This is a genomic window from Pseudomonas sp. GW460-12-10-14-TSB1, from assembly GCF_017349775.1.
In the GTDB taxonomy this organism is placed as follows: domain Bacteria; phylum Pseudomonadota; class Gammaproteobacteria; order Pseudomonadales; family Pseudomonadaceae; genus Aquipseudomonas; species Aquipseudomonas piscium.
The window spans coordinates 1-21,200 of record NZ_JACNAC010000070.1 but is presented as its reverse complement, the minus strand read 5'-3'; the positions used below and the strand labels follow the sequence as shown (position 1 = coordinate 21,200).

The window sequence follows — 21,200 nt, the reverse complement described above, 5'->3', positions numbered from 1 at the left end:
CGGGGTCAAGCGACGGCTACGACGTCGAGAATCCGCTGGACCACCCGGTCCTGATCGATGCCGGCGGCTTCTGCTTCGAAGGACAGAATGATGCGGTGGCGCAACACGTCGAACAGCACGGCCTGGATGTCCTCGGGGCTGACGAAGTCGCGCCCGGCCAGCCAGGCGTGGGCCCGGGCGCAGCGGTCGAGGGCAATGGAGCCCCGTGGGCTGGCGCCATAGGCGATCCACTCGGCCATCTCCGGGTCGAACTTGGCCGGGGTGCGGGTGGCCATCACCAGTTGCACCAGGTATTCCTCCACGGCGTCGGCCATGTACAGGCCGAGGATTTCCTTGCGCGCGGCGAAGATCGCCTGCTGGCTGATACGGCGCTCGGGCTTGGTTTCGCCGTTCAGTGCTTCGCCACGGGCCTGTTGCAGGATGCGCCGTTCGACGATGGCATCGGGGAAACCGATTTTCACGTGCATCAGGAAACGGTCGAGCTGGGCTTCGGGCAGCGGGTAGGTGCCTTCCTGCTCGATCGGGTTCTGCGTGGCCATCACCAGGAACAGTGGCGACAGCTCATAGGTGCTGCGACCGACGCTGACCTGGCGCTCGCCCATGGCTTCGAGCAAGGCCGACTGGACCTTGGCCGGGGCGCGGTTGATTTCGTCGGCCAGCACCAGGTTGTGGAAGATCGGCCCTTGCTGGAACACGAAGCTGCCGGTTTCCGGGCGATAGATTTCGGTGCCGGTGATGTCGGCCGGCAACAGGTCGGGGGTGAACTGGATGCGATGGAACTGTGCTTCGATGCCTTCCGCCAACTCTTTGATGGCCTTGGTCTTGGCCAGGCCCGGGGCGCCCTCGACCAGCATGTGGCCGTCGGCGAGCAGGGCGATGAGCAAGCGCTCGATGAGTTTTTCCTGGCCGAGAATCTGCGTTGAAAGAAAGGTTCGCAGCGCGAGTAGCGCTTCACGATGTTCCATCGATGACTGTTCCTGCAGAGGGTGACCGAGGGCGTTCGAATAACGCCAGGGCTGGGGGCGTTACTTTAATCTATCCGGGCCCCTGGCGACTAACGGCAGCTGGCAAATTTCTGTAAATAGTGGGTAATTGGCCTCAGTAAGCCTTGCCGCCGTTCAGCGCTCAAGGAGCGCTTATCCGCAACGGAAATCCGTACGATTCGAAAAGATCCCAGACGTCCTCGCGATCGAAGAGCCGCCACCCCAGTGTCGTGAACCGCATCAGCTCATCCTCGCCGGGAAAGGAGTAGTAGGCCCCGGCAGATGGATCTTGAGACGTCCCCGTCATGGGCTCACCGCGCTCCAAGCGCCTGATTGCGTTCATGATGAGACGCGCGCCTGGTTGATAAAGTGAAAGGATGTGCCACAGCAAGGAGCGCTCCTTTTCGACTGCCACACGCGCAGTTTCAATGATGCGACCCACATCGATGCCGGGACTGTCGATCCAATGGAGAGTACAACCGATCTCCGGGTCCCCGTTCAGCAGCGCCCGGAAGGTCGCGAGAACACCTCGATATTGAGGCAAGAGGCCAGAGTGAAGATTGAGGGCGCCGCGTGGCGCAATGGCCAAGGCTTCACTCTTCAGGATTTGACCAAAGCGGATGGAGATGAACAGATCCGCTCCCGCATCCTGGAGCATTTGCAGGCCCGCAGGATCCCTCAAGCTGGGCAATACCCGCACAGGAACCCCAAAGCGTTGCTGCAGTTCTGCAAAACCGAATCGATGCCCGCTGCTGACCGGGTCGCTCGATCCGATTGACCCAGGGGTCAAGGCATTGAAGAGGTCCTGCTCGATCAAGGCCAGTTGTCCGAGCATGCGTGGCACCTTCCTGCCCGATCCCACTCTCTCCGAGAGGAATATTCCCACTGTGCTCTCGTGAATCTCGGGCAACAGGAAATTGAGAGCGAGATTGCTCTCCACGTCCCGGTTCACCAGAAAAGCGATTCGCAACTTCAGACCTCCTCTGTCAGACCTGCCTTGAGAGGCAGCAACGGCCGATCCAACACAAGCGGATCGACCCCATTCCCATTGTTTTTCCGCGACGTATGGACGCAAGGCCCGATCTGCTCGATCAATTCCGGCATCAGGCCTAGCATAGTTGCTCTTTCGTCATTGCTACGTCCCCCAGCAGCTCCTGGCCGTTCTCTGCCGATCATGGTTACAAAGCGTGCTGGTGAGTCCGATGCAATCGGTGGTCAGAACGAATGCAAACGGGGGGGCAAGTGACGTGCAATTGCGCAAATAACCGGTAATGGTCCGCAACGCCGGGACCTGTTGTGAGGATCGGCGCAAGGGGATGGCAGCGGGTGCCTGACGCGCCGCCAGCACGGCGCGCCAGTGGTGGGTGCTCAGTTCTTGAAGCTGGAGTGCTTGCGGCCCTGGTCGCACAGGGCGAAGACCACCACCATCACCGCCGAGACCGCCAGGATCAGCGCCACGCCATCGGTCGAGTGAGTGGCCGAGTTGGCCACCAGGGCCAGCCCGCCGAGGGGCGCCAGGCCGCCGGCGATGGCGGTGCCGATTTCCCGGCCGGTACCGAAGCCGGAGGAGCGGGTCTGGGTCGGGAACTGGCGGCTGAGGAACGAGCCTTGGGGGGCGAACATCATCGGCGCCAATACCCCGGTGCCGATGGCGATGGCCAGGTAGATCATCAGCGGCTCGCCGGTATTGAGCAGGCTCAGGAAGGGATAGGCGAACAGCACCGAGCACAGCCCGCCGAGCATCAGCACCTTCTTGCTGCTCCACTTGTCGCAGAGCCAGCCGAAGCAGGGCACGGTGACGATCGCCACCAGGCTGGCGATGGTCACCGACAGCGAGGTGACATGGGCCTCGACGCCTTTGTACTGGGTCAAGTAGGCCAGGGAGAAGGTCTTGAAGATGTAGCTCAGGGCGTTGTAGCCGATGGCCACGAACAGCACCACGGCCAGGCCCTTGAGGTCGTTCTTGAACAGCAGCTTGAGGGGCGAGGCCTGGACTTTGGCGCTGTGCTTGTCTTGTTCCTTGTCCAGCTTCTCGAACTGCGGGGTTTCCGGAATGCTGCGACGCACCCACAGGCCGACACCGACCAGGGCGATGCTGCAAACGAACGGAATGCGCCAGCCGCCGGAGAGCAGGAACTCGTTGCCGTTCATGGTCAGCAGGTAGACGGTCAGCGACGACAGCAGCAGGCCCAGGTTCAGGCCCAGCGCCGGCCAGGCACCCTGGCTGCCGCGCTTGCCTTCGCTGGCGTGCTCATAGGAGGTCACCGCCGCGCCGGACAGCTCGGCACCAGCACCGAGGCCCTGGATGATCCGCACCAGCACCAGGATGATCGGCGCCCAGATGCCGATCGAGGCATAGCTGGGAATCAGGCCGATCAGGGTGGTGCATACGCCCATCATGCAGAAGGTGATCACCAATACCTGCTTGCGCCCGAACCTGTCGCCCAGGTAGCCGAACAGGATGCCGCCGAAGGGCCGGGCGATAAAACCTATGGCAAAGGTGGAGAACGCCAGCAGCGAGGCGACTTTCGGATTGCTGGGGTCGAAGAAGATTTTCGAGAAGACGATGGCCGCCATGGTGGCGTACAGATAGAAGTCGTACCACTCCAGCATCGAACCGAAGATGGTCGCCGCCGCCACCTTGCGCAGGCGTTTCTGTTTTTGTTGCGGCGTTTCGCATGCGGCCGGGGCCGCCTCATGTACTGACATCTGAGGATTCCTTGTTGTTTGTAGTTATTTTCAAGCGGGCGCCAGGCACCCGTGCAGCGGGGATCAACGGGCTTTGCGGATTCTCTCGGCAATCATCTGGCCGATAGGGATGGCCGAGGTCGCGGCCGGCGAGGGGGCGTTGCAGACGTGGACCATGCGCGGGGTTTCGGCGAACAGGAAGTCGTGCACCAGAGTGCCGTCGCGCATCACCGCCTGGGCGCGAATCCCTGCCTCATAAGGCAGCAGGTCGTCGACTTCCAGGGACGGGCAGTATTTGCGGCACTGTTCCAGGTAGCCGCGCTTGAACAGCGAGTTCTTCATCTCCGTGGTGCCGGAGCCGAGATTGTTCCAAATGGTTTTCCAGAAGCCGGGGAAGGCTGCGTACTCGGCCACGTCGCGCCAGTTGACGGAGAACTTGCGATAGTTCTCCCGGCCCAGGCCGAGTACGGCGTTGGGCCCGACGGTGACGCTGCCGTCGATCATCCGGGTCAGGTGCACGCCGAGAAACGGCAGCTCCGGGTCGGGAATCGGGTAGATCAGGTGATTGACGATGTTGTTCTTCGCCGCCGGCAGGCGGAAGTACTCGCCACGGAACGGGATGATCTGATGGTCGATCCTGACTCCGGCCAGGGCCGCCAGGCGATCCGATTGCAGGCCGGCGCAGGCCACCAGCTGGCGGGCGTTCCAGACCTTGTCGTCGCTGCTGATGGTGACCTGGTCGGCGGTTTCGACGATGGCGCGCACTGTGGTTTGCAGCTGCACTTCGCCGCCGGCCTTCTGGATGACCCGGGCCATGGCTTCGCACACCTGCTTGTAGTCGACGATGCCGGTGGCATCGAGGAACAGGCCGCCGAGGCCGATGATGTTCGGTTCGCGCCGTTGCAGCTCTTTTGCGTCCAGCTGTTCGACCTTCAGGCCGTTCTGCTGCGAGCGCTCGTACAAGGCGTGCATGCGCTCGACTTCCAATGGTGTCGAGGCCACCAACAGCTTGCCGCAGACCTCGAACTTGATCTGGTGCTGGGTGCAGAAATCCTTGGTCGCCTGGGCGCCGCGCTTGCACAGGTCGGCCTTGAGACTGCCCGGGGCATAGTAGATGCCGGCGTGGATCACGCCGCTGTTGTGGCCGGTCTGGTGCCGGGCCAGGACGTTTTCCTTTTCCAGAATCAGCAGCGAGGCGCCGGGCTGGCGTTCGAGCAGCGCCATGGCGGTGGCGAGGCCAACGATGCCGCCGCCGATGATGCAGTAGTCGTAGATCATGCAGATGTCACCTTGGTTATTCTTGTTTGAGTCTGATCATCAGGTTGTCAGACAAATCTAAGCAAACAAAAGACGCCGCACGGCAGCGTCCGCCAGACAGTGGGTTTCAGGGATTCAATCGATACTCGGCAGGTCGATTTTCAAGCGTTTGGCCGCGGCCCGCAGGTGCGCTTCGGCACAGGCAGCGGCCTGCTGCCGGTCACCGGCGGCGATGGCTTCGTACAGCGCCTGGTGTTCGCGGCCGGCATCGGCGGAGCCGCCGACCGAATGGGCCGCCGAGTTTTCCCAGGCGGTGCGCCGCGCTTCGGCCAGTTGGCCACGGAGAAAATCATGGAAGGCGACGAAGTAGTGGTTCTTGCTGGCGTCGGCGATGGCCCGGTGGAATTCCACGTCGGCCAGGGCGGCCGCGGCCAGATCGCTGCGCTGGTCGTGCATTTCCTGCAGGGCAGTGCGCATGCGTTGCAGGTCGGCGTCGTCGCGGCGCTGGGCGGCGATGGAGGCGGCCTGGGTCTCGATCCACAGGCGCATTTCGAACATCTGCACCAGGTCGGGCTTGCGTCCCTTCTGGCTGGGAAAACGGAACACGCTGCCGCTGGGATTCTGCGAAATGAACGAGCCCAGCCCGCGGCGGCTGACCAGGATGCCGTCGGCCTTGAGCTGCGCCACGGCCTCGCGCACCACCGAGCGGCTGACGTTCAGTTGCTCGGTCAATTGCTGTTCGGTCGGCAGGCGCGATTCGGCGGTCAGGCGACCGGAATCGATTTCCTTGCGGATGGCGTTGACCACTCGTTCGACCAGGGTGTCGGGGCGCTGGAGCTGAAGCATGGAGGAGGTGGCTCGTAAGTCAGGTTGTCAGACAATGCCGGGGCGCCGGTTTCTTGTCAAGAAAGTAGCTGCAAGCTCCAAGCTCCAAGCCCCAAGCTTGCAGCTTGCAGCTTATAGCTCGCTGATATAGGTGCCGGTGCCCTTGAGGATGTTCTGCAGGGTTTGCTCGACTTCCGCCAGGTCCGCCGCCGCGGTGTTGTGGCGAATCTCCAGATGGTCGCTGCCATTGAGCGCGTCGGCGTCGGTCGCGGCGATTTCGATCAGCAGGCGGGTCGGGCTCAGGGTGACTTTCACCCCGTCGAGGGTCGAGGGTTCGCCGTCCAGGGTGATCTCCAGTTCGTCCTCGTCCGGGTAGCGGGTCATCAAGAACATCTCGCCCTGATTGCTGTGGCAGCAGAGCATGGCCATGTTGTCTTCTTCGTCGTCGCACGGGTTGGCGATCAGGTGGGCGGTGGTCATTTGCATGGGGCGAGTCCTGGGTCTGGCTCCGACGGGGGAGCGGGGCGAACAAAGTGCAATTCTGCCAGCCCGGGGGAATTTCTGCTGCTTTGTGTGTCAGAGAACAGGTCACGCTGGCGTCGCTGCAACTGTCCGTTTCTGGTACGGCAGTCCCGTAAAACCGCGCTGCGGCCGCTGTTTTGTCCAGCGGCTGCTAGTGTTGTTCAAGGCCTGGCCCGCCAGTTGCCTGCCAATGACCGAATATGTCGCAGCACCGCAAGCAGCGGGCTTGCCGCACTCGTTAAGCTGCGCAACGGATGAGCACCTGTAAAGGCATTGCCCGGCGCACCTGGGCAGTCGTTTTTGCAGATGCCCATCCGGGAACGGTGAATGTGACCTGAGCGTCTCGTACAGCTTCACCACCCTGTCATCCTGCGACCTCTGCCCGAGATCCAGGAGCAGGATGACCGACACCCCCGAAGGGGGATTGCATGCGACGCTTTCATCAATAACAAGCCCAAGCGGAGTACCACAGATGGCGTTCTTCACCGCAGCCAGCAAGGCCGACTTCCAGCACCAACTGCAAGCGGCACTGGCGCAGCACATCAGTGAACAGGCACTGCCACAAGTGGCGCTGTTCGCTGAACAATTCTTCGGCATCATTTCTCTGGACGAACTCACCCAGCGTCGGCTGTCCGACCTGGCGGGCTGCACCCTTTCTGCCTGGCGCCTGCTTGAGCGCTTCGACCACGCGCAATCGCAAGTGCGTGTCTACAACCCCGATTACGAACGTCATGGCTGGCAGTCGACCCACACCGCGGTCGAAGTGCTGCACCATGACCTGCCGTTCCTGGTGGACTCGGTCCGCACCGAGCTGAACCGTCGCGGCTACAGCATCCATACCCTGCAGACCACCGTGCTGAGCGTGCGTCGCGGGAGCAAGAACGAGCTGCTGGAAATCCTGCCCAAAGGCACCCAGGGCGAAGGCATCCTGCAAGAATCGCTGATGTACCTGGAGATCGACCGCTGCGCCAACACCGCCGAGCTCAATGTGCTGAGCAAGGAACTGGAGCAGGTGCTTGGCGAAGTCCGCGTCGCGGTCGCCGATTTCGAGCCGATGAAAGCCAAGGTCCAGGAACTGATCGATGGCATCGGCAACAGCCAGTTCGAGATCGACGCCGATGAGAAGGGCGAGATCAAGAGCTTCCTGGAATGGCTGGTGGGCAACCACTTCACCTTCCTCGGCTATGAAGAATTCGTGGTGCGCGAAGACCAGCACGGCGGCCATATCGAGTACGACCAGAACTCCTTCCTCGGCCTGACCAAGCTGCTGCGCGCCGGCCTCACCGTCGACGACCTGCGCATCGAAGACTACGCCGTGAACTACCTGCGCGAACCGACGCCGCTGTCGTTCGCCAAGGCCGCGCACCCAAGCCGCGTGCACCGTCCGGCCTACCCGGACTACGTGTCGATCCGCCAGATCGATGCCGACGGCAATGTGATCAAGGAATGCCGCTTCATGGGCCTGTACACCTCGTCGGTGTACGGCGAAAGCGTGCGGGTGATTCCTTATATCCGCCGCAAGGTGGAAATCATCGAACAGCGCTCCGGCTTCCAGGCCAAGGCGCACCTGGGCAAGGAACTGGCCCAGGTCCTCGAAGTGCTGCCCCGCGACGACCTGTTCCAGACCCCGGTGGACGAGCTGTTCAACACCGTGATGTCGATCGTGCAGATCCAGGAACGCAACAAGATCCGCGTGTTCCTGCGCAAGGACCCGTACGGTCGTTTCTGCTACTGCCTGGCCTATGTGCCGCGCGACATCTATTCCACCGAAGTGCGGCAGAAGATCCAGCAGGTCCTGATGGATCGCCTGAAGGCCACCGACTGCGAGTTCTGGACCTTCTTCTCTGAGTCCGTGCTGGCGCGCGTGCAACTGATCCTGCGGGTCGACCCGAAGAACCGCATCGACATCGACCCGCTGCTGCTGGAAAAAGAAGTGGTGCAGGCCTGCCGCAGCTGGCAGGACGACTACGCCGCACTGACCGTCGAAAGCTTCGGCGAAGCCCACGGCACCAACGTCCTGGCCGACTTCCCGAAAGGCTTCCCGGCCGGCTACCGCGAGCGCTTCGCCGCGCATTCGGCGGTGGTCGACATGCAGCACCTGTTGAGCCTGTCCGAGGCCAACCCGCTGGTGATGAGCTTCTACCAGCCGCTGACCCAGTCCACCAGCCAGCCGCTGCTGCACTGCAAGCTGTACCACGCCGATACCCCGCTGGCGCTGTCCGACGTGCTGCCGATCCTGGAAAACCTCGGTCTGCGCGTGCTCGGCGAGTTCCCGTATCGCCTGCGTCACGCCAGCGGCCGTGAGTTCTGGATCCACGACTTCGCCTTCACCGCGGCCGAAGGCCTGAACCTGGATATCCAGCAGCTCAACGACACCCTGCAGGACGCCTTCGTCCACATCGTCCGTGGCGATGCCGAGAACGATGCGTTCAACCGCCTGGTGCTGACCGCTGGCCTGCCATGGCGCGACGTCGCGCTGCTGCGTGCCTACGCCCGTTACCTGAAACAGATCCGCCTGGGTTTCGACCTGGGGTACATCGCCAGCACCCTGAACAACCACACCGATATCGCCCGCGAGCTGACCCGGTTGTTCAAGACCCGCTTCTACCTGGCGCGCAAGCTCACCGGCGATGACCTGGAAGACAAGCAGCAACGCCTGGAGCACGCGATCCTCACGGCCCTGGACGATGTCCAGGTGCTCAACGAAGACCGCATCCTGCGTCGCTACCTGGACCTGATCAAGGCCACCCTGCGGACCAACTTCTACCAGACCGACGCCAACGGCCATAACAAGTCGTACTTCAGCTTCAAGTTCAACCCGCACCTGATTCCCGAGCTGCCCAAGCCGGTGCCGAAGTTCGAGATCTTCGTCTACTCGCCGCGCGTCGAAGGCGTGCACCTGCGTTTCGGCAACGTCGCTCGCGGCGGCCTGCGCTGGTCCGACCGTGAAGAAGACTTCCGTACCGAAGTCCTGGGCCTGGTAAAAGCCCAGCAAGTCAAGAACTCGGTGATCGTGCCGGTGGGCGCCAAGGGCGGCTTCCTGCCGCGTCGCCTGCCGCTGGGCGGCAGCCGGGACGAGATCGCGGCCGAGGGCATCGCCTGCTACCGCATCTTCATCTCCGGCCTGCTGGACATCACTGACAACCTGAAGGACGGCGCCCTGGTGCCGCCGGCCAACGTCGTGCGTCACGACGACGATGACCCGTACCTGGTGGTGGCGGCGGACAAGGGCACCGCGACCTTTTCCGACATCGCCAACGGCATTGCCATCGACTACGGCTTCTGGCTGGGCGACGCGTTCGCTTCCGGCGGTTCCGCCGGCTACGACCACAAGAAGATGGGCATCACCGCCAAGGGCGCGTGGGTCGGCGTACAGCGCCACTTCCGCGAGCGTGGCATCAATGTCCAGCAAGACAGCATCACAGTGGTAGGCGTCGGCGACATGGCCGGCGACGTGTTCGGCAACGGCTTGCTGATGTCCGACAAGCTGCAACTGGTCGCGGCCTTCAACCACCTGCACATCTTCATCGACCCGAATCCGGATCCGGCCACCAGCTTCGCTGAACGCCAGCGCATGTTCGACCTGCCGCGTTCGGCCTGGAGCGACTACGACACCAGCATCATGTCCGAAGGCGGCGGCATCTTCTCGCGCAGCGCGAAGAGCATCGCCATCTCGCCGCAGATGAAAGAACGCTTCGACATCCAGGCCGACAAGCTGACCCCGACCGAGCTGCTCAACGCCTTGCTCAAGGCACCGGTGGACCTGTTGTGGAACGGCGGTATCGGTACCTACGTCAAGGCCAGCACTGAAAGCCACGCCGATGTCGGCGACAAGGCCAACGATGCACTGCGGGTCAACGGTAACGAGCTGCGCTGCAAGGTGGTGGGCGAGGGCGGCAACCTCGGCATGACCCAGCTGGGTCGTGTGGAGTTCGGCCTCAATGGCGGCGGTTCCAACACCGACTTCATCGACAACGCCGGTGGCGTGGACTGCTCCGACCACGAAGTGAACATCAAGATCCTGCTCAACGAAGTGGTGCATGCCGGCGACATGACCGACAAGCAACGCAACCAGTTGCTGGCGAGCATGACCGACGAAGTCGGTGGCCTGGTGCTGGGCAACAACTACAAGCAGACCCAGGCCCTGTCCCTGGCGGCCCGTCGCGCCTTCGCGCGGATCGCCGAGTACAAGCGCCTGATGAGCGACCTGGAAGGCCGTGGCAAGCTGGATCGCGCCATCGAGTTCCTGCCGTCGGAAGATCAACTCAACGAGCGCGTCGCCGCCGGCCACGGGCTGACCCGTCCGGAACTGTCGGTGCTGATCTCCTACAGCAAGATCGACCTCAAGGAGCAGTTGCTCAATTCCCTGGTACCGGACGACGACTACCTGACCCGCGACATGGAAACCGCGTTCCCGCCGACCCTGGTCAGCAAGTTCGCCGAAGCCATGCGTCGTCACCGCCTGAAGCGCGAGATCGTCAGTACCCAGATCGCCAACGACCTGGTCAACCACATGGGCATCACCTTCGTGCAGCGCCTGAAGGAGTCCACTGGCATGAGCCCGGCCAACGTGGCCGGTGCCTATGTGATCGTGCGTGACATCTTCCATCTCCCGCACTGGTTCCGCCAGATCGAGGCCCTGGACCACCAGGTCTCGGCTCAGGTGCAGCTGGAGCTGATGGACGAGCTGATGCGCCTTGGTCGTCGCGCCACCCGCTGGTTCCTGCGCAGCCGCCGCAACGAGCAGGATGCCGCGCGTGACGTCGCGCACTTCGGTCCGCACCTGGCGGCGTTGGGCCTCAAGCTCGACGAACTGCTGGAAGGCCCGACCCGCGAAGGCTGGCAGACCCGTTACACCGCCTACGTCGAAGCCGGCGTGCCTGAGCTGTTGGCACGCATGGTGGCAGGTACCACCCACCTGTACACCCTGTTGCCGATCATCGAGGCCGCGGATGTCACCGGGCACGATGCCGCCGATGTGGCCAAGGCCTACTTCGCCGTGGGCAGCGCCCTGGACCTGCCGTGGTACCTGCAGCAGATCAGCGATCTGCCGGTGGCCAACAACTGGCAGGCCCAGGCACGCGAAGCCTTCCGCGACGATGTGGACTGGCAGCAGCGGGCGATCACCATCTCGGTCCTGCAAATGGCCGATGCGCCAGAAGACATGGAAGCCCGCGTGGCCCTGTGGCTTGAGCAGAACCAGAGCATGGTCGAGCGCTGGCGCGCTATGCTGGTGGAAATCCGTGCCGCCAGCGGCACCGACTACGCCATGTACGCGGTGGCCAACCGCGAATTGCTGGACCTGGCCATGAGCGGTCAATCGGGCCTTGTAGCGGCCTGATCGAGCGCTAAATGAAAAAGCCCCGTATCGCGAGATACGGGGCTTTTTTTTGGCCTCAAGGAATGCTGTAGCCGCTTCTGTAGGAGCGAAGCTTGCTCGCGATCCGCGCAGCGGCCAGACGCCTTTTATCGGCTTGGCTTTGTGCTGGCTGTACTGACGTCATCGCGGGCAAGCCTCGCTCCTACAGAAGAAACGCGGTCTGCGCAGGAGCGGCCAGGCGCTTACTTCTGCAGCGGCGTCAGCACCTCATCCTCAAGGAATGTTGTAACCGCTTCTGTAGGAGCGAAGCTTGCTCGCGATCCGCGCAGCGGCCAGACGCCTTTTTATCGGCTTGGCTTTGTGCTGGCTGTACTGACGTCATCGCGGGCAAGCCTCGTTCCTACAGAAGAAACGCGGTCTGCGCAGGAGCGGCCAGGTGCTTACTTCTGCAACGGCGTCAGCACCTCATCCTTGGCGTCCTTGAGCATGAACACCAGCAGCCTGGCCGGTTTGCTGGCGCTGGCGTTGGCCGACACCGGGTGCTGCGAGCCGGCCGGTTCGTACCAGGATTCGCCCGCCTTGTAGGTGATGGCCGGCTCGTCGTTGACCCGCGAAGTGATCTCGCCTTCGAGCACATAGGCCAGGGCCGCGCCCTTGTGCATGTGCGGCACCGTGGCCTGGCCCGGCGCGTAGTCGACGGTGAGCATCAGCGCGGTCTTGCCCGGCAGGTTGCTCAGGGCATGTTCCTGCAGGATCTTGAGTTTCTCCTGGCCGTACTCCGGGTCATGGGCGGCGGCGCCCAGGGAGGTGAGCAGGGTCAGGCCGGCAAGGGCTGAAGTCAGGGCTGCGAGGGTCTTCATGGTCGGTTTCTCCGGTTCGAAAGGGGCTGACTCAAGGTAAGCCCGCTGGCTCGACCGGCCTATAACCAATCCCGGCAAAGAACCGCAGACCAATGCCTCAGTGTTCGAAGTCGAGGGCGCAGGCCAGGCGGCGGTCCAGCAGGTCGATAAAACCCTGGGCCGCCGGCAGATGGAAATGCGCCTGCATCTCGGCTGCCGAGCACCATTGGCCGCGCACGGTCCAGCGGTGCGTGTCCGTGTTGTCGCGGCGCAGTTCATAACCCAGGCAGCCAGGCGCCTCGCGCAGGGCGGTCAGTAGCTGGTTCAGGTGTTCGCCAAGCTCGTCCGAGCGGCCCTGGGCGGCGCGGATCTGGACGCTGTTGGTCGTGGTACTGGACATGTCCAAGCCTCCGGAAATGCTCTAGCCGTTGCGCCGAGCGGGGACGGGCGCGGCGCGAACGGCTGGGTGGACGCTCAGGGTAGGCCGCCAAGGTGACAAGTCCAATAACCAATCCCCGAGAAAAGCCCGGGGCCAATCAGGCGATCTGTTGCAGGATGTCACGCACCTTGTCCAGGGCCGGGTCGATGTCCAGGGTTTCGATGGCGCCAAAGCCGATGAACAGCCCGTCCCTGACCGGCTCCTGATAAAAGAAGCCATGCAGGGGGTAGAGCCCGACCTCGACCTTCTTTGCCAGCTCCAGCAGCAGCGGGATGCTCACCGGCACCTTGCACAGCGCCGCCATGTGGAAGCCGGCGGTGGACGGCACCGCCTGCAGCCAGGGCGAGAGGTCGCCGTTCAGGCGCTGCAGGATGCGCTCGCGGCGCCCGGCGTACACCGTGTGGCAGCGGCGGATGTGCTTGAGCAGGTAACCCTCGGCGATGAACTTGGCCAGCGCCCATTGCGGCAGGGTCGAGGTGTGACAGTCAGTGAGGCGCTTGGCCTTGATCACCGCGCCGAGAATCGCCGGCGGCAGCACCGCGTAGCCCAGGCGCAGTTGCGGCAGCATGGTCTTCGAGAAGGTCCCGACATAGGCCACCACGCCGCGTTTATCCAGGCTTTGCAGGGAGTCGGTGGGCCGCCCCTCGTAGCGGAATTCGCTGTCGTAATCGTCCTCTATGACGATCGCCCCCAGCTGCCGCGCCCGCTCCAGCAGGGCCTCGCGGCGGGCCTGGCTCATGGGCATGCCCAGGGGGAACTGGTGGGACGGGGTGACATAGATCAGCCGCACGCCGTCGGGAATCCGCTCGACCTGGATGCCTTCATCATCCACCGGCACGCCGATCACGGTCGCGCCCTGGGCGCTGAACAGCAGGCGCGCCGGGGTGTAGCCGGGGTCTTCCATGGCCACCAGGCTGCCGGGTTCCAGCACCACCCGGGCGATCAGGTCCAGGGCCTGTTGCGCACCGTTGCAGACCACGATGTCGGCGTCGCTGCAAACCACGCCGCGGGAGAACGACACATGCCCGGCAATCGCGCTGCGCAGCGCCGGCAGGCCTTCCGGCTGGCTGTAGAAACCGCCGCTCTGGGCGATCCGTCGCAGGGCGTCCTGGGTGCAGCGCCGCCACTCTTCCTGGGGAAACTGATTGCGGCTGGTGGCGCCGCCGATGAACTCGTAGCGCGAGGTGCCTTCCAGGGTCGGATGGCGCAGGGGCGTGGGCAACTCCTGCCATTTTTCCAGGCTCTGCGCGCAGGCCAGGTCGGCGGCGCTCTGCTTGGGTTCGGCCTTCACCGGCCGGGCATTGACGAAGGTGCCGCGGCCGATCCTGCCGATCAGGAAGTTCTCGTAGGTCAGCAGGCTGTAGGTGTCCGACACCGTCTTGCGCGAGATCCCCAGTTGCTCGGCCAGCAGCCGGCTCGGCGGCAACTGGGCGCCCGCCGCCAGCCGCCCGCACTCGATGGCGTCGCGCAGTTGCCGATACAGCTGGTCGGCCAGGTCCTTGCGCCCGTTGATGACGACATGCAGTTCCATCGATGAGATTCCAAAACGATCAGTGCCCGCCAGATTACCCGCCCGGCCGGGTTTGGTGTAGCGGGCCGATAGCGGGATTGGCCTTAAATCCTGGCGCGTACTGCGTACGCGATCGCAGCCTTCGGCAGCGGCTACAGGTCAGACGACACGGGATTGAGGTTTCCCCTGTAGCCGCTGCCGCAGGCTGCGATAAGCCCGAAGGGCTTTGGCGGTCTTGAGCCCGACACCCTCAGGTGGACTGCCGATAAACCCCCGGATTGGCTATAGGGGCCGGCCGGCGCGGCCCTTAGGCTAGGGGGAACACAAACGCACACACAGGGTGACGCCGATGGAACCCCGTCTGGACTACTACAGCGCCTCTCCGGAAGCCCTCAAGGGCCTGTTGATGCTCGAGGCCCAAACCTTCGGCCTGTCCATCGAGAAACCCCTGCTGGAGCTGGTCAAGATCCGTGTCTCGCAACTCAATCACTGCGCGTTCTGCGCCGATATGCACGCGGTGCAGGCGCGCCAGAACGGCGAGAGCGAACCACGCCTGTACGCCCTCAGCGTGTGGCGCGATTCGGCGTTGTTCAGCCCGCGGGAACGCTTGGCCCTGGCCTGGAGCGAATCGGTGACCCTGTTGTCCGACGCCGCGGTGCCAGATGAGTTGTTCCAGGCGGTGCGCGGCGAGTTCAGCGAGCGCGAGCTGGTCGATCTGACCGTCGCGGTGGCCGCCATCAACTGCTGGAACCGCCTCGCCGTGGCGTTCCGCCAACAGCCCAGCATTTAACCCGGATCTCTTTCCATCCAAGCAAGGTAATGCCCAATGAAACTGCTGCACGTCGATGCCAGCTCCAAAGGCGAACGTTCCAACTCCCGGGCCCTGGGCCGCTACTTCATCGAGCGGCTGCAAGGCCAGGGCGTCGACCTGGAGATCGACTACCTGGACCTGACGGTGGATACGCCGCCCCACGTCAGCGAGGCCTTCGCCATCGCCACCTACACCGCTCCCGAGGCCCGCACGCCGCAGATGCGCCAGACCCTGGCGGCCTCGGATGCCCTGTGCCAGCGGGTGATGGACGCCGATGCCTGCCTGTTCGCCATGCCGATGTACAACTGGTCGATGCCTTCGACCTTCAAGGCTTTTATCGACAGCATCACCCGCACCGAGCTGACCTACCTCAATACCCCGGACGGCATCCTTGGCCAACTAACCCGGCAGAAGGTGCTGTTCCTCACCAGCCGTGGCGCCGACCTGCGCCCGGGCAATCCCATGGCCTGGATGGACGCGCTGACCCCGGCGCTGAAAGCCGCCTTTGCCTTTATCGGCGTGGAGAACCCCGTGTTCGTCGATGCCCAGCCGCTGCAATTCGCCAACCCCGAAGCCCGTGAGGAAGCCCTGGAAAGGGCCCGGGCGGAGCTGCAAGTGGTGGCGCGGCAGTGGGCGGGGGTGTAACCGCAGCAACGACGGCTGCGCCGTCTATCGCGAGCAAGCTTCGCTCTTACAGAAGCTCACGCGATCCGTGTAGGAGCGAGGCTTGCCCGCGATAGGGCCCGAACGGCCAGCGCAAAAACCTAAGGCCGCTGCGGCTTTACCGAAGTACCAAAGGTATTGCCCATCCGCGTGCTGGTGGCGGCCGGGGTCGACAGGCCCATCTGGTTCGGCGGGCGCTTGTGGATCGGCACCTGCATGGCTTCCTGGTTCTTCTGCTCGGCCTTGGCGCCGTCGGGGTTGTTGCCCATCTGCTTGCTCAGGCAACCGTAGTCCGGGGCCTTGTAGCCACCCACACTGACATCGACACAACCTTCTGTGGGCGCTTTGCCAGAAGCGGCGGCGGGCGCCTCGACCGGCGTGGCGGCGTGGCCGGCCAGCGGCAGGGCGCCGAGCATCAGGCTGGCGACAAGGGTGCAAAGCTGTTTCATCGGGGGCCTCCTGGCGGGCCCGGGAGGGGCCGTTGCGGTCCTTGAGTGTAGAGCAAGGCGCGTGGCGAAAAGGTGATGGTTTTTTTGCGGGGGCGGTAACACCAGATTCATAAACTGGCCTCAGGATGACGGTTTTCAGGGACAGGTCAGCCGTGCAGCGACGCCGAGCAAAGGTCGGGTATCGGTCTTTCTTTCACGCGGGGTTCGCGCGCTGTGGTCTTGCGCTGCTGCTGGCGCTGGCGGCAGCGGGTATGGCGCGGGCGGCACCGCAGGAACCGCCGATGGTGGATTCGCACCGGCTGCTGGACCTGAACATCGCCGCGCAAGACCTGGCCGAAGCGCTTGAACTGTTCAGCCGCTCGACCGGGATGGCGGTGCTGGTGGATCGCGAGCTGACCCGCGGGCGTCGTTCGGTACGGGTCCAGGGGCGCTACAGCGCCCGGGATGCCCTGAGTCGCCTGCTGACAGGAAGTGGTTTGATGGCCCGTTACGCCCGTTCCGATGCCTTTACCCTGCAAGTCGCCCAACTCAGCGATGCGCCTGCCCCCAAGGGCGCGGGCGGCAACGCCGGGGCCTGGGCCAGCGACAGTTTCGCCAGCGCGCTGCAACACGCGGTGGAGGCCGGCCTGTGCCGTTCGGAACTGACCCGGCCGGGTCGCTATCGCGCGGTGCTGCAACTGTGGATCGACCGTGGCGGGCATATCGAGCACAGCCGCCTGGTCACCACCACTGGCGATCTGCGGCGCGACGAGGCGCTGGTGCAGAGCCTGAGCGAGACCTGGGTCGAGCGGCCCGCACCGAGTTCGCTGCGCCAGCCAGTGACCTTGCTTCTGATACCCGACAGCGCAGGAAAACGCATGGATTGCAGACAACGCCAAGGAGCCTCCGGGGCATGAAGAATACCGGGCACAGTGCGATGGTCAGGTTGTTCCTGACCTCCTACGACGACTTCAAGGTGCGTCTGCGTCGGCGCCTGGGCTCGGAGGACCTGGCCAACGATGTGCTGCACGAAACCTACCTGCGGGTCGACCGCATGGAAGAGCCGCCGAACCTGGCCCAGCCCAATGCCTACCTCTATCGCATGGCCCTGAACATTGCCGCCGACCGCCGTCAGGCCGATGCCCGGCTGCTCACCGGCAGCGAGGTCGAGGAGCTGTTGCAGATCAGCGACGAAGCCCTGGACCCGTCGCGGGTGGTGGGCGGGCAGAAGGAAATCCAGTCCCTGCTCAAGGCGCTCTACGAACTGCCGGCGCGCCGGCGCAAGATCTTTATCGCCGCGCGCCTGGAGGAGGCGCCGCACCTGGAAATCTCCCAGCGCTTCGGCATTTCGACACGGATGGTCGAGAAGGAAATCAAGGCTGCCCTGGGCCACTGCGCCTCGCGCCTTGAAAGAAAAGTGATTCAGCGGTTCGGTCCCGGCGCCGGAAAACCGTCCTAGTCACTAAAGGCCCCGATTAATCCGTGAGTACCCGCACGCTTGAACATCTTTAGCATCTCCACTTCTCGGGCCACACCGGACCACCGGTTGCGCAACGAGGCCCAGGACTGGCTGCTCCTGCTGACCTCGGGGCGGGCCACCGCCGCCGACGCCCGGGCCTTGCAGCAGTGGTGCGCGCAGAGCCCGCAGCATGCCGAGGCCTTCGAGCAGGCCAAGTTGCTGTGGCACAGCCTGAAACCGGCCGCCGAACAATGCCAGCAACAGACCCAGCCGCGGCGTTTCGGGCGCCGGGCCTTTCTCGGCGGGGCGCTGGCGGCCTCGGTAGCGCTGGTGGCGGTGCGGGTCTCGGTGCCCGGCGGTTTTGCCGGGCTGAGCGCCGACTACCGCACCGAGGTCGGTGAGCAGCGCCGGGTCGAGCTGGAGGATGGACTGAGCCTGGAACTCAACACCCAGACCCGCATCAGCCGGCGCGAGCTGGCGCAAGGCGGGCAGGGCATCGAACTGCTCGAAGGCGAGGTCGAGGTGTCGAGCCAGGGCGCGCTGCCGGTGCGGGTCCAGGCCGGCAATGGCTGGCTGAGCGCTTCGCAGGCGCGTTTCAACGTGCGCAATATCAACCACAGTGTCTGCGTGACCTGCATCGATGGCGCGCTGCAGGTCGAGGTCGCGGGCCGGCTGATCCGTCTGGACAGCGGCCGCCAGCTGACCTACGACAGCCGCCAGGTCGGCGAGCCGAAGGCCGTGGATCTGACGGCGGTGATCGCCTGGCGCGAGCAGGTGCTGGTGTTCGACAACGCCACCCTCAACACGGTGATCGACGAGATCAACCGCTACCGCCCGGGCATGCTGGTGCTGCTCAATGCCGAGCTGGGCAAGCGCAAGGTGCAGGCGCGTTTCAACCTCAACCAGCTGGCCGGCGTGGCCCTGCTGATCCGCGACGCCTACGGCGCCAAATGCACTGAGTTGCCGGGCGGTGTGGTGCTATTGAGCTGAAGCACAAAACCCGTAGGAGCGAAGCTTGCTCGCGATAGCGTCCGTTCAGACCAACCGCGTTGCCCGGATCGCGGGCAAGCCTCGCTCCTACAGAATCGCCGTCGAGACCAATGTCCCGTAGCGGCTACAGGTGCGACGCGGCAATCACTCCAACGGCCCCAGCACCTGGCGATAACGTTCTTCGCCTTGGGGTGTCTGCCGTACCAGGCGGATCTCCAGGCCCGGTGGGTTCTCCTTGCGGTTGCCGCTGAGCTGGCGCCAGCCCTTGTCCCGATCCCAGACCCGCAGCTGCAAGTCACTGACGTGCTCCAGCACCGCCACGCCGTTTTTCGGCGCGGGCAGCGGGTAACGGTCGCGGGCCGGCGCCGCCGCGCGGTACAGGGTGTCGCCCTTGAGCCACCAGCGCACCCGTTGCAGGCCTTCGCCGGGCGTCGCCGCGGTGCGGATCACATCCAGGCGGAAGGTGCCGCTGTCGGCGCTGCGCACGGTCAGCGCCGGCGGCACATCGGGGGCTTCTGCATCAGCCCCCGCTGGTACCGGTTCCATCAATTCCACACTGGCCCGCAGCGCCACGTCCCGTTCCAGCTGGTGCAGGGTGCGCAGCAGCTCCTCGGTCTGTTCGCTGCTGGCCTGCAAATGGCTGTCGGCCCGGCTGACACTGTCCAGCCCGCGCCAGGCGATCACGCTGACCACGGCCATCAGCAGGATCGCCACCATCACCTCGATCAGGGTGAAGCCGCCTTGCCGCTGGTTGATCCGGGCCTTCATGGCAGCGCCACCACCCGCACCACGCCGGTGGCGGTGCGTTGCACCGTCAGGCTGTGCTGGCCGTCGGACAGTTGCACCTGCAGCGGCGCGTCTATCCATTCGGCGTTGAGCACCAGCCGCGGGCCGGGCTCGATGCGTACTTTGATCGACGAACTTTCCCAGGGTCGCGGGCGCAGCTGCGGGTCGTCCTTGAACTGGTCGAGGCCGCGGCCGTCGTCGCTGGGCCGGCTGAAGGCGAAGCCCTTGGCGTCCGCCCGCCAGCTGATGGGCCGGCCATCCACGCGCGCCTCGGCTTGGGCTACCTGGAGCAACTGGGCCAGGCGCTCGGCATCCTTGCGCAGGCCCTGCAGCGGGTCGGGGCGGATGCTCAGGCTGATGGCGGCGCTGGCGATCCCGATGATCACCAGCACCACCATCAGCTCGATCAGGGTGAAGCCCTGTTGTCGGGATGGGGTCATGGGGCGCGCCTCCTGTGCGTCGCTTTTCATCCTGCCTGGTGAATGTGAAATAAAAACGTGACCATTGCGCGGTAGGCTGCGAAGACGGACAAACAGGAGGTCCTTGCCATGGCATTCGTCCATCGATTTTCCCCGCCGCAGCTGGTGCAGTCCCTGGCCCTGCTGGCGATCGTGGCCGGGGTGGCGACCTGGTCGTCGCTGCTGCTGACCCCCGCCGAGTCGCGCACCCCGCAGGCGCCGCCGCAAGCCCTGGCCGCCCAGGCCCAGAGCCCGGCGCAGCAGTGGTTTTCCAACCAGCCGCTGGCGCTGGACATCAAGGTCACCGGGCTGATGGCCAGCCCTCGCGGCGCGGTGGCGATTCTCAGCCTCAACGACGCGCCGCCGCGCAGCTTCCTGGTGGGCGAGCGCCTGGCCCAGGGCGTGCAACTGGTGGCCATCGAGGGCGACGGGGTGGTGATCGAACGCGGCGGCGAGCGCTCGCGGCTGGATGTCAGCAAGTTGCCGGAGAGTCCGGCGCTGCCTGTATTGACCCGACAATAAGACGACGGCCAGGCGCGGCCGATTGAGGCTCGATTGCCCGGATGGGCTGAAGCGCGCTGCGTTTATCCAGCACTAGGCGAGTGTGGTTGAGGGACATCGCGAGCAAGCTTCGCTCCTACAGAGTCCCTTGGCCTTAACGATTGGGATTCTTCGGCACCCGCGCGACCAGGGTGTCCAGGCGGGCCAGGGGCGGGGCCTCGCGGCTGCGGTCGAGGACCAGCACGCTGACCCTGGACAGCCGCGGATCGGGGCTGGGGGCGATGTTCTGCTCGCAACGCAGCTTGAGCCGGCCCTGGTCGCACTCGATGTTCTTGGTCCCAGGCGACAGGCGGCCTTCCAGGCGCAGTTCCGCCAGGCGCGACTGGGCCGCCAGCAGGGCGATGGATTTATCCCGCAACAAACCATTGCTCTGGGTCATCAACCCGGCCACGCGGATCGCTGCCGACATGGCCACGGCGATGATCGCCAGCGCCACCAGCACCTCGATCAGGGTGAAACCCTGTTGTTTAGTGGCTGGCCGTCTGGCGGGTCGTTTGTTTAGTGGCTGGCGTGGCCCCGGCATGGACGTCTCGTGGCGCAAAGGAAGGCTTGCAGCCTAACCGGCAAATTTGACCGATTGGCTACGGTCACTCCCGAGCAACGTCAATATCACTGACATATTTTCTTGCAACACTGCCCGACGAATCGAAATCAAGCCAAG

General features: G+C 64.4%; 20 protein-coding genes. 7 read left to right on the top strand and 13 right to left on the bottom strand.

The window, feature by feature from the left end:
- Positions 1-5 precede the first annotated feature (5 nt).
- The 6 genes from J4D52_RS27360 to J4D52_RS27335 form a co-directional block, all read right to left on the bottom strand.
- Complete coding sequence (locus tag J4D52_RS27360; protein WP_102677993.1) at positions 6-965, bottom strand: MoxR family ATPase; 960 nt, start codon at positions 963-965, stop codon at positions 6-8.
- A 160-nt stretch (positions 966-1,125) separates the two neighbouring features.
- The gene (locus J4D52_RS27355; RefSeq protein ID WP_241192890.1) at positions 1,126-1,818 is read right to left on the bottom strand and encodes a formyl transferase; all 693 of its coding nucleotides are present in this window, start codon (positions 1,816-1,818) and stop codon (positions 1,126-1,128) included.
- 533 nt (positions 1,819-2,351) lie between these two features.
- Entirely contained in the window at positions 2,352-3,692 is a 1,341-nt protein-coding gene (locus tag J4D52_RS27350) for an MFS transporter (RefSeq protein ID WP_102677991.1), read from the bottom strand.
- Positions 3,693-3,755: 63 nt separating this feature from the next.
- Positions 3,756-4,949 (bottom strand): L-2-hydroxyglutarate oxidase, encoded by a 1,194-nt coding sequence (gene lhgO, locus J4D52_RS27345; RefSeq protein ID WP_102677990.1) that lies wholly within the window; start codon positions 4,947-4,949, stop codon positions 3,756-3,758.
- A gap of 114 nt (positions 4,950-5,063) precedes the next feature.
- Positions 5,064-5,774 carry a FadR/GntR family transcriptional regulator gene (locus J4D52_RS27340; protein WP_102677989.1) on the bottom strand — a complete coding sequence of 237 codons (711 nt, stop codon included), beginning with the start codon at positions 5,772-5,774 and terminating at the stop codon, positions 5,064-5,066.
- Between the two features lie 111 nt (positions 5,775-5,885).
- Complete coding sequence (locus tag J4D52_RS27335) at positions 5,886-6,239, bottom strand: hypothetical protein (RefSeq protein ID WP_025809161.1); 354 nt, start codon at positions 6,237-6,239, stop codon at positions 5,886-5,888.
- Between the two features lie 508 nt (positions 6,240-6,747).
- Here J4D52_RS27335 and J4D52_RS27330 point away from each other — a divergent pair.
- A complete protein-coding gene (locus J4D52_RS27330) occupies positions 6,748-11,616 on the top strand; it encodes an NAD-glutamate dehydrogenase (protein ID WP_102677988.1) in 4,869 nt (1,622 codons plus the stop codon).
- Between the two features lie 419 nt (positions 11,617-12,035).
- Here the strand turns inward: J4D52_RS27330 and J4D52_RS27325 are convergent, their stop codons facing one another.
- From J4D52_RS27325 to J4D52_RS27315, 3 genes are all read right to left on the bottom strand, one after another.
- Positions 12,036-12,455, bottom strand: a complete 420-nt coding sequence (locus J4D52_RS27325; protein WP_053278902.1) for a cupin domain-containing protein — start codon at positions 12,453-12,455, stop codon at positions 12,036-12,038.
- A 97-nt stretch (positions 12,456-12,552) separates the two neighbouring features.
- Entirely contained in the window at positions 12,553-12,834 is a 282-nt protein-coding gene (locus J4D52_RS27320) for an antibiotic biosynthesis monooxygenase family protein (protein ID WP_102677987.1), read from the bottom strand.
- A 136-nt stretch (positions 12,835-12,970) separates the two neighbouring features.
- On the bottom strand, positions 12,971-14,404 hold the full coding sequence (locus J4D52_RS27315; RefSeq protein ID WP_102677986.1) for a PLP-dependent aminotransferase family protein: 1,434 nt from the start codon (positions 14,402-14,404) through the stop codon (positions 12,971-12,973).
- Positions 14,405-14,732: 328 nt separating this feature from the next.
- Here J4D52_RS27315 and J4D52_RS27310 point away from each other — a divergent pair, with 328 nt between their 5' ends.
- Together J4D52_RS27310 and J4D52_RS27305 are read left to right on the top strand one after the other, a co-directional pair.
- The gene (locus J4D52_RS27310) at positions 14,733-15,173 is read left to right on the top strand and encodes a carboxymuconolactone decarboxylase family protein (RefSeq protein ID WP_102677985.1); all 441 of its coding nucleotides are present in this window, start codon (positions 14,733-14,735) and stop codon (positions 15,171-15,173) included.
- 36 nt (positions 15,174-15,209) lie between these two features.
- Entirely contained in the window at positions 15,210-15,839 is a 630-nt protein-coding gene (locus J4D52_RS27305; protein ID WP_102677984.1) for an FMN-dependent NADH-azoreductase, read from the top strand.
- Positions 15,840-15,958: 119 nt separating this feature from the next.
- Here J4D52_RS27305 and J4D52_RS27300 read toward each other — a convergent pair whose 3' ends face one another.
- A complete protein-coding gene (locus J4D52_RS27300; protein WP_102677983.1) occupies positions 15,959-16,306 on the bottom strand; it encodes a hypothetical protein in 348 nt (115 codons plus the stop codon).
- Positions 16,307-16,587: 281 nt separating this feature from the next.
- Between J4D52_RS27300 and J4D52_RS27295 the strand changes: the two genes are divergently transcribed.
- Genes J4D52_RS27295 through J4D52_RS27285 form a run of 3 tightly spaced genes read left to right on the top strand, consistent with a single transcriptional unit; the run spans position 16,588 to position 18,734 of the window.
- Positions 16,588-17,202 carry an STN domain-containing protein gene (locus J4D52_RS27295; protein WP_102677982.1) on the top strand — a complete coding sequence of 205 codons (615 nt, stop codon included), beginning with the start codon at positions 16,588-16,590 and terminating at the stop codon, positions 17,200-17,202.
- Positions 17,199-17,744: an RNA polymerase sigma factor gene (locus tag J4D52_RS27290; RefSeq protein WP_009048758.1), complete on the top strand. Its 546-nt coding sequence runs from the start codon at positions 17,199-17,201 to the stop codon at positions 17,742-17,744. Before J4D52_RS27295 ends, J4D52_RS27290 begins: the two co-directional genes overlap by 4 nt.
- A 39-nt stretch (positions 17,745-17,783) precedes the next feature.
- Positions 17,784-18,734 (top strand): FecR domain-containing protein, encoded by a 951-nt coding sequence (locus J4D52_RS27285; protein WP_102677981.1) that lies wholly within the window; start codon positions 17,784-17,786, stop codon positions 18,732-18,734.
- Between the two features lie 144 nt (positions 18,735-18,878).
- On the opposite strand, the gene J4D52_RS27280 is transcribed toward J4D52_RS27285, so the two are convergent.
- Positions 18,879-19,502, bottom strand: a complete 624-nt coding sequence (locus J4D52_RS27280) for a type II secretion system protein GspJ (protein WP_102677980.1) — start codon at positions 19,500-19,502, stop codon at positions 18,879-18,881.
- Positions 19,499-19,960: a type II secretion system minor pseudopilin GspH gene (gspH, locus tag J4D52_RS27275; protein ID WP_025809149.1), complete on the bottom strand. Its 462-nt coding sequence runs from the start codon at positions 19,958-19,960 to the stop codon at positions 19,499-19,501. Before gspH ends, J4D52_RS27280 begins: the two co-directional genes overlap by 4 nt.
- 108 nt (positions 19,961-20,068) lie before the next feature.
- Here gspH and J4D52_RS27270 point away from each other — a divergent pair, with 108 nt between their 5' ends.
- On the top strand, positions 20,069-20,500 hold the full coding sequence (locus J4D52_RS27270) for a type II secretion system protein N (RefSeq protein WP_025809148.1): 432 nt from the start codon (positions 20,069-20,071) through the stop codon (positions 20,498-20,500).
- 133 nt (positions 20,501-20,633) lie between these two features.
- Here J4D52_RS27270 and gspI read toward each other — a convergent pair whose 3' ends face one another.
- On the bottom strand, positions 20,634-21,062 hold the full coding sequence (gspI, locus tag J4D52_RS27265; protein ID WP_102677979.1) for a type II secretion system minor pseudopilin GspI: 429 nt from the start codon (positions 21,060-21,062) through the stop codon (positions 20,634-20,636).
- Positions 21,063-21,200 lie beyond the last annotated feature (138 nt).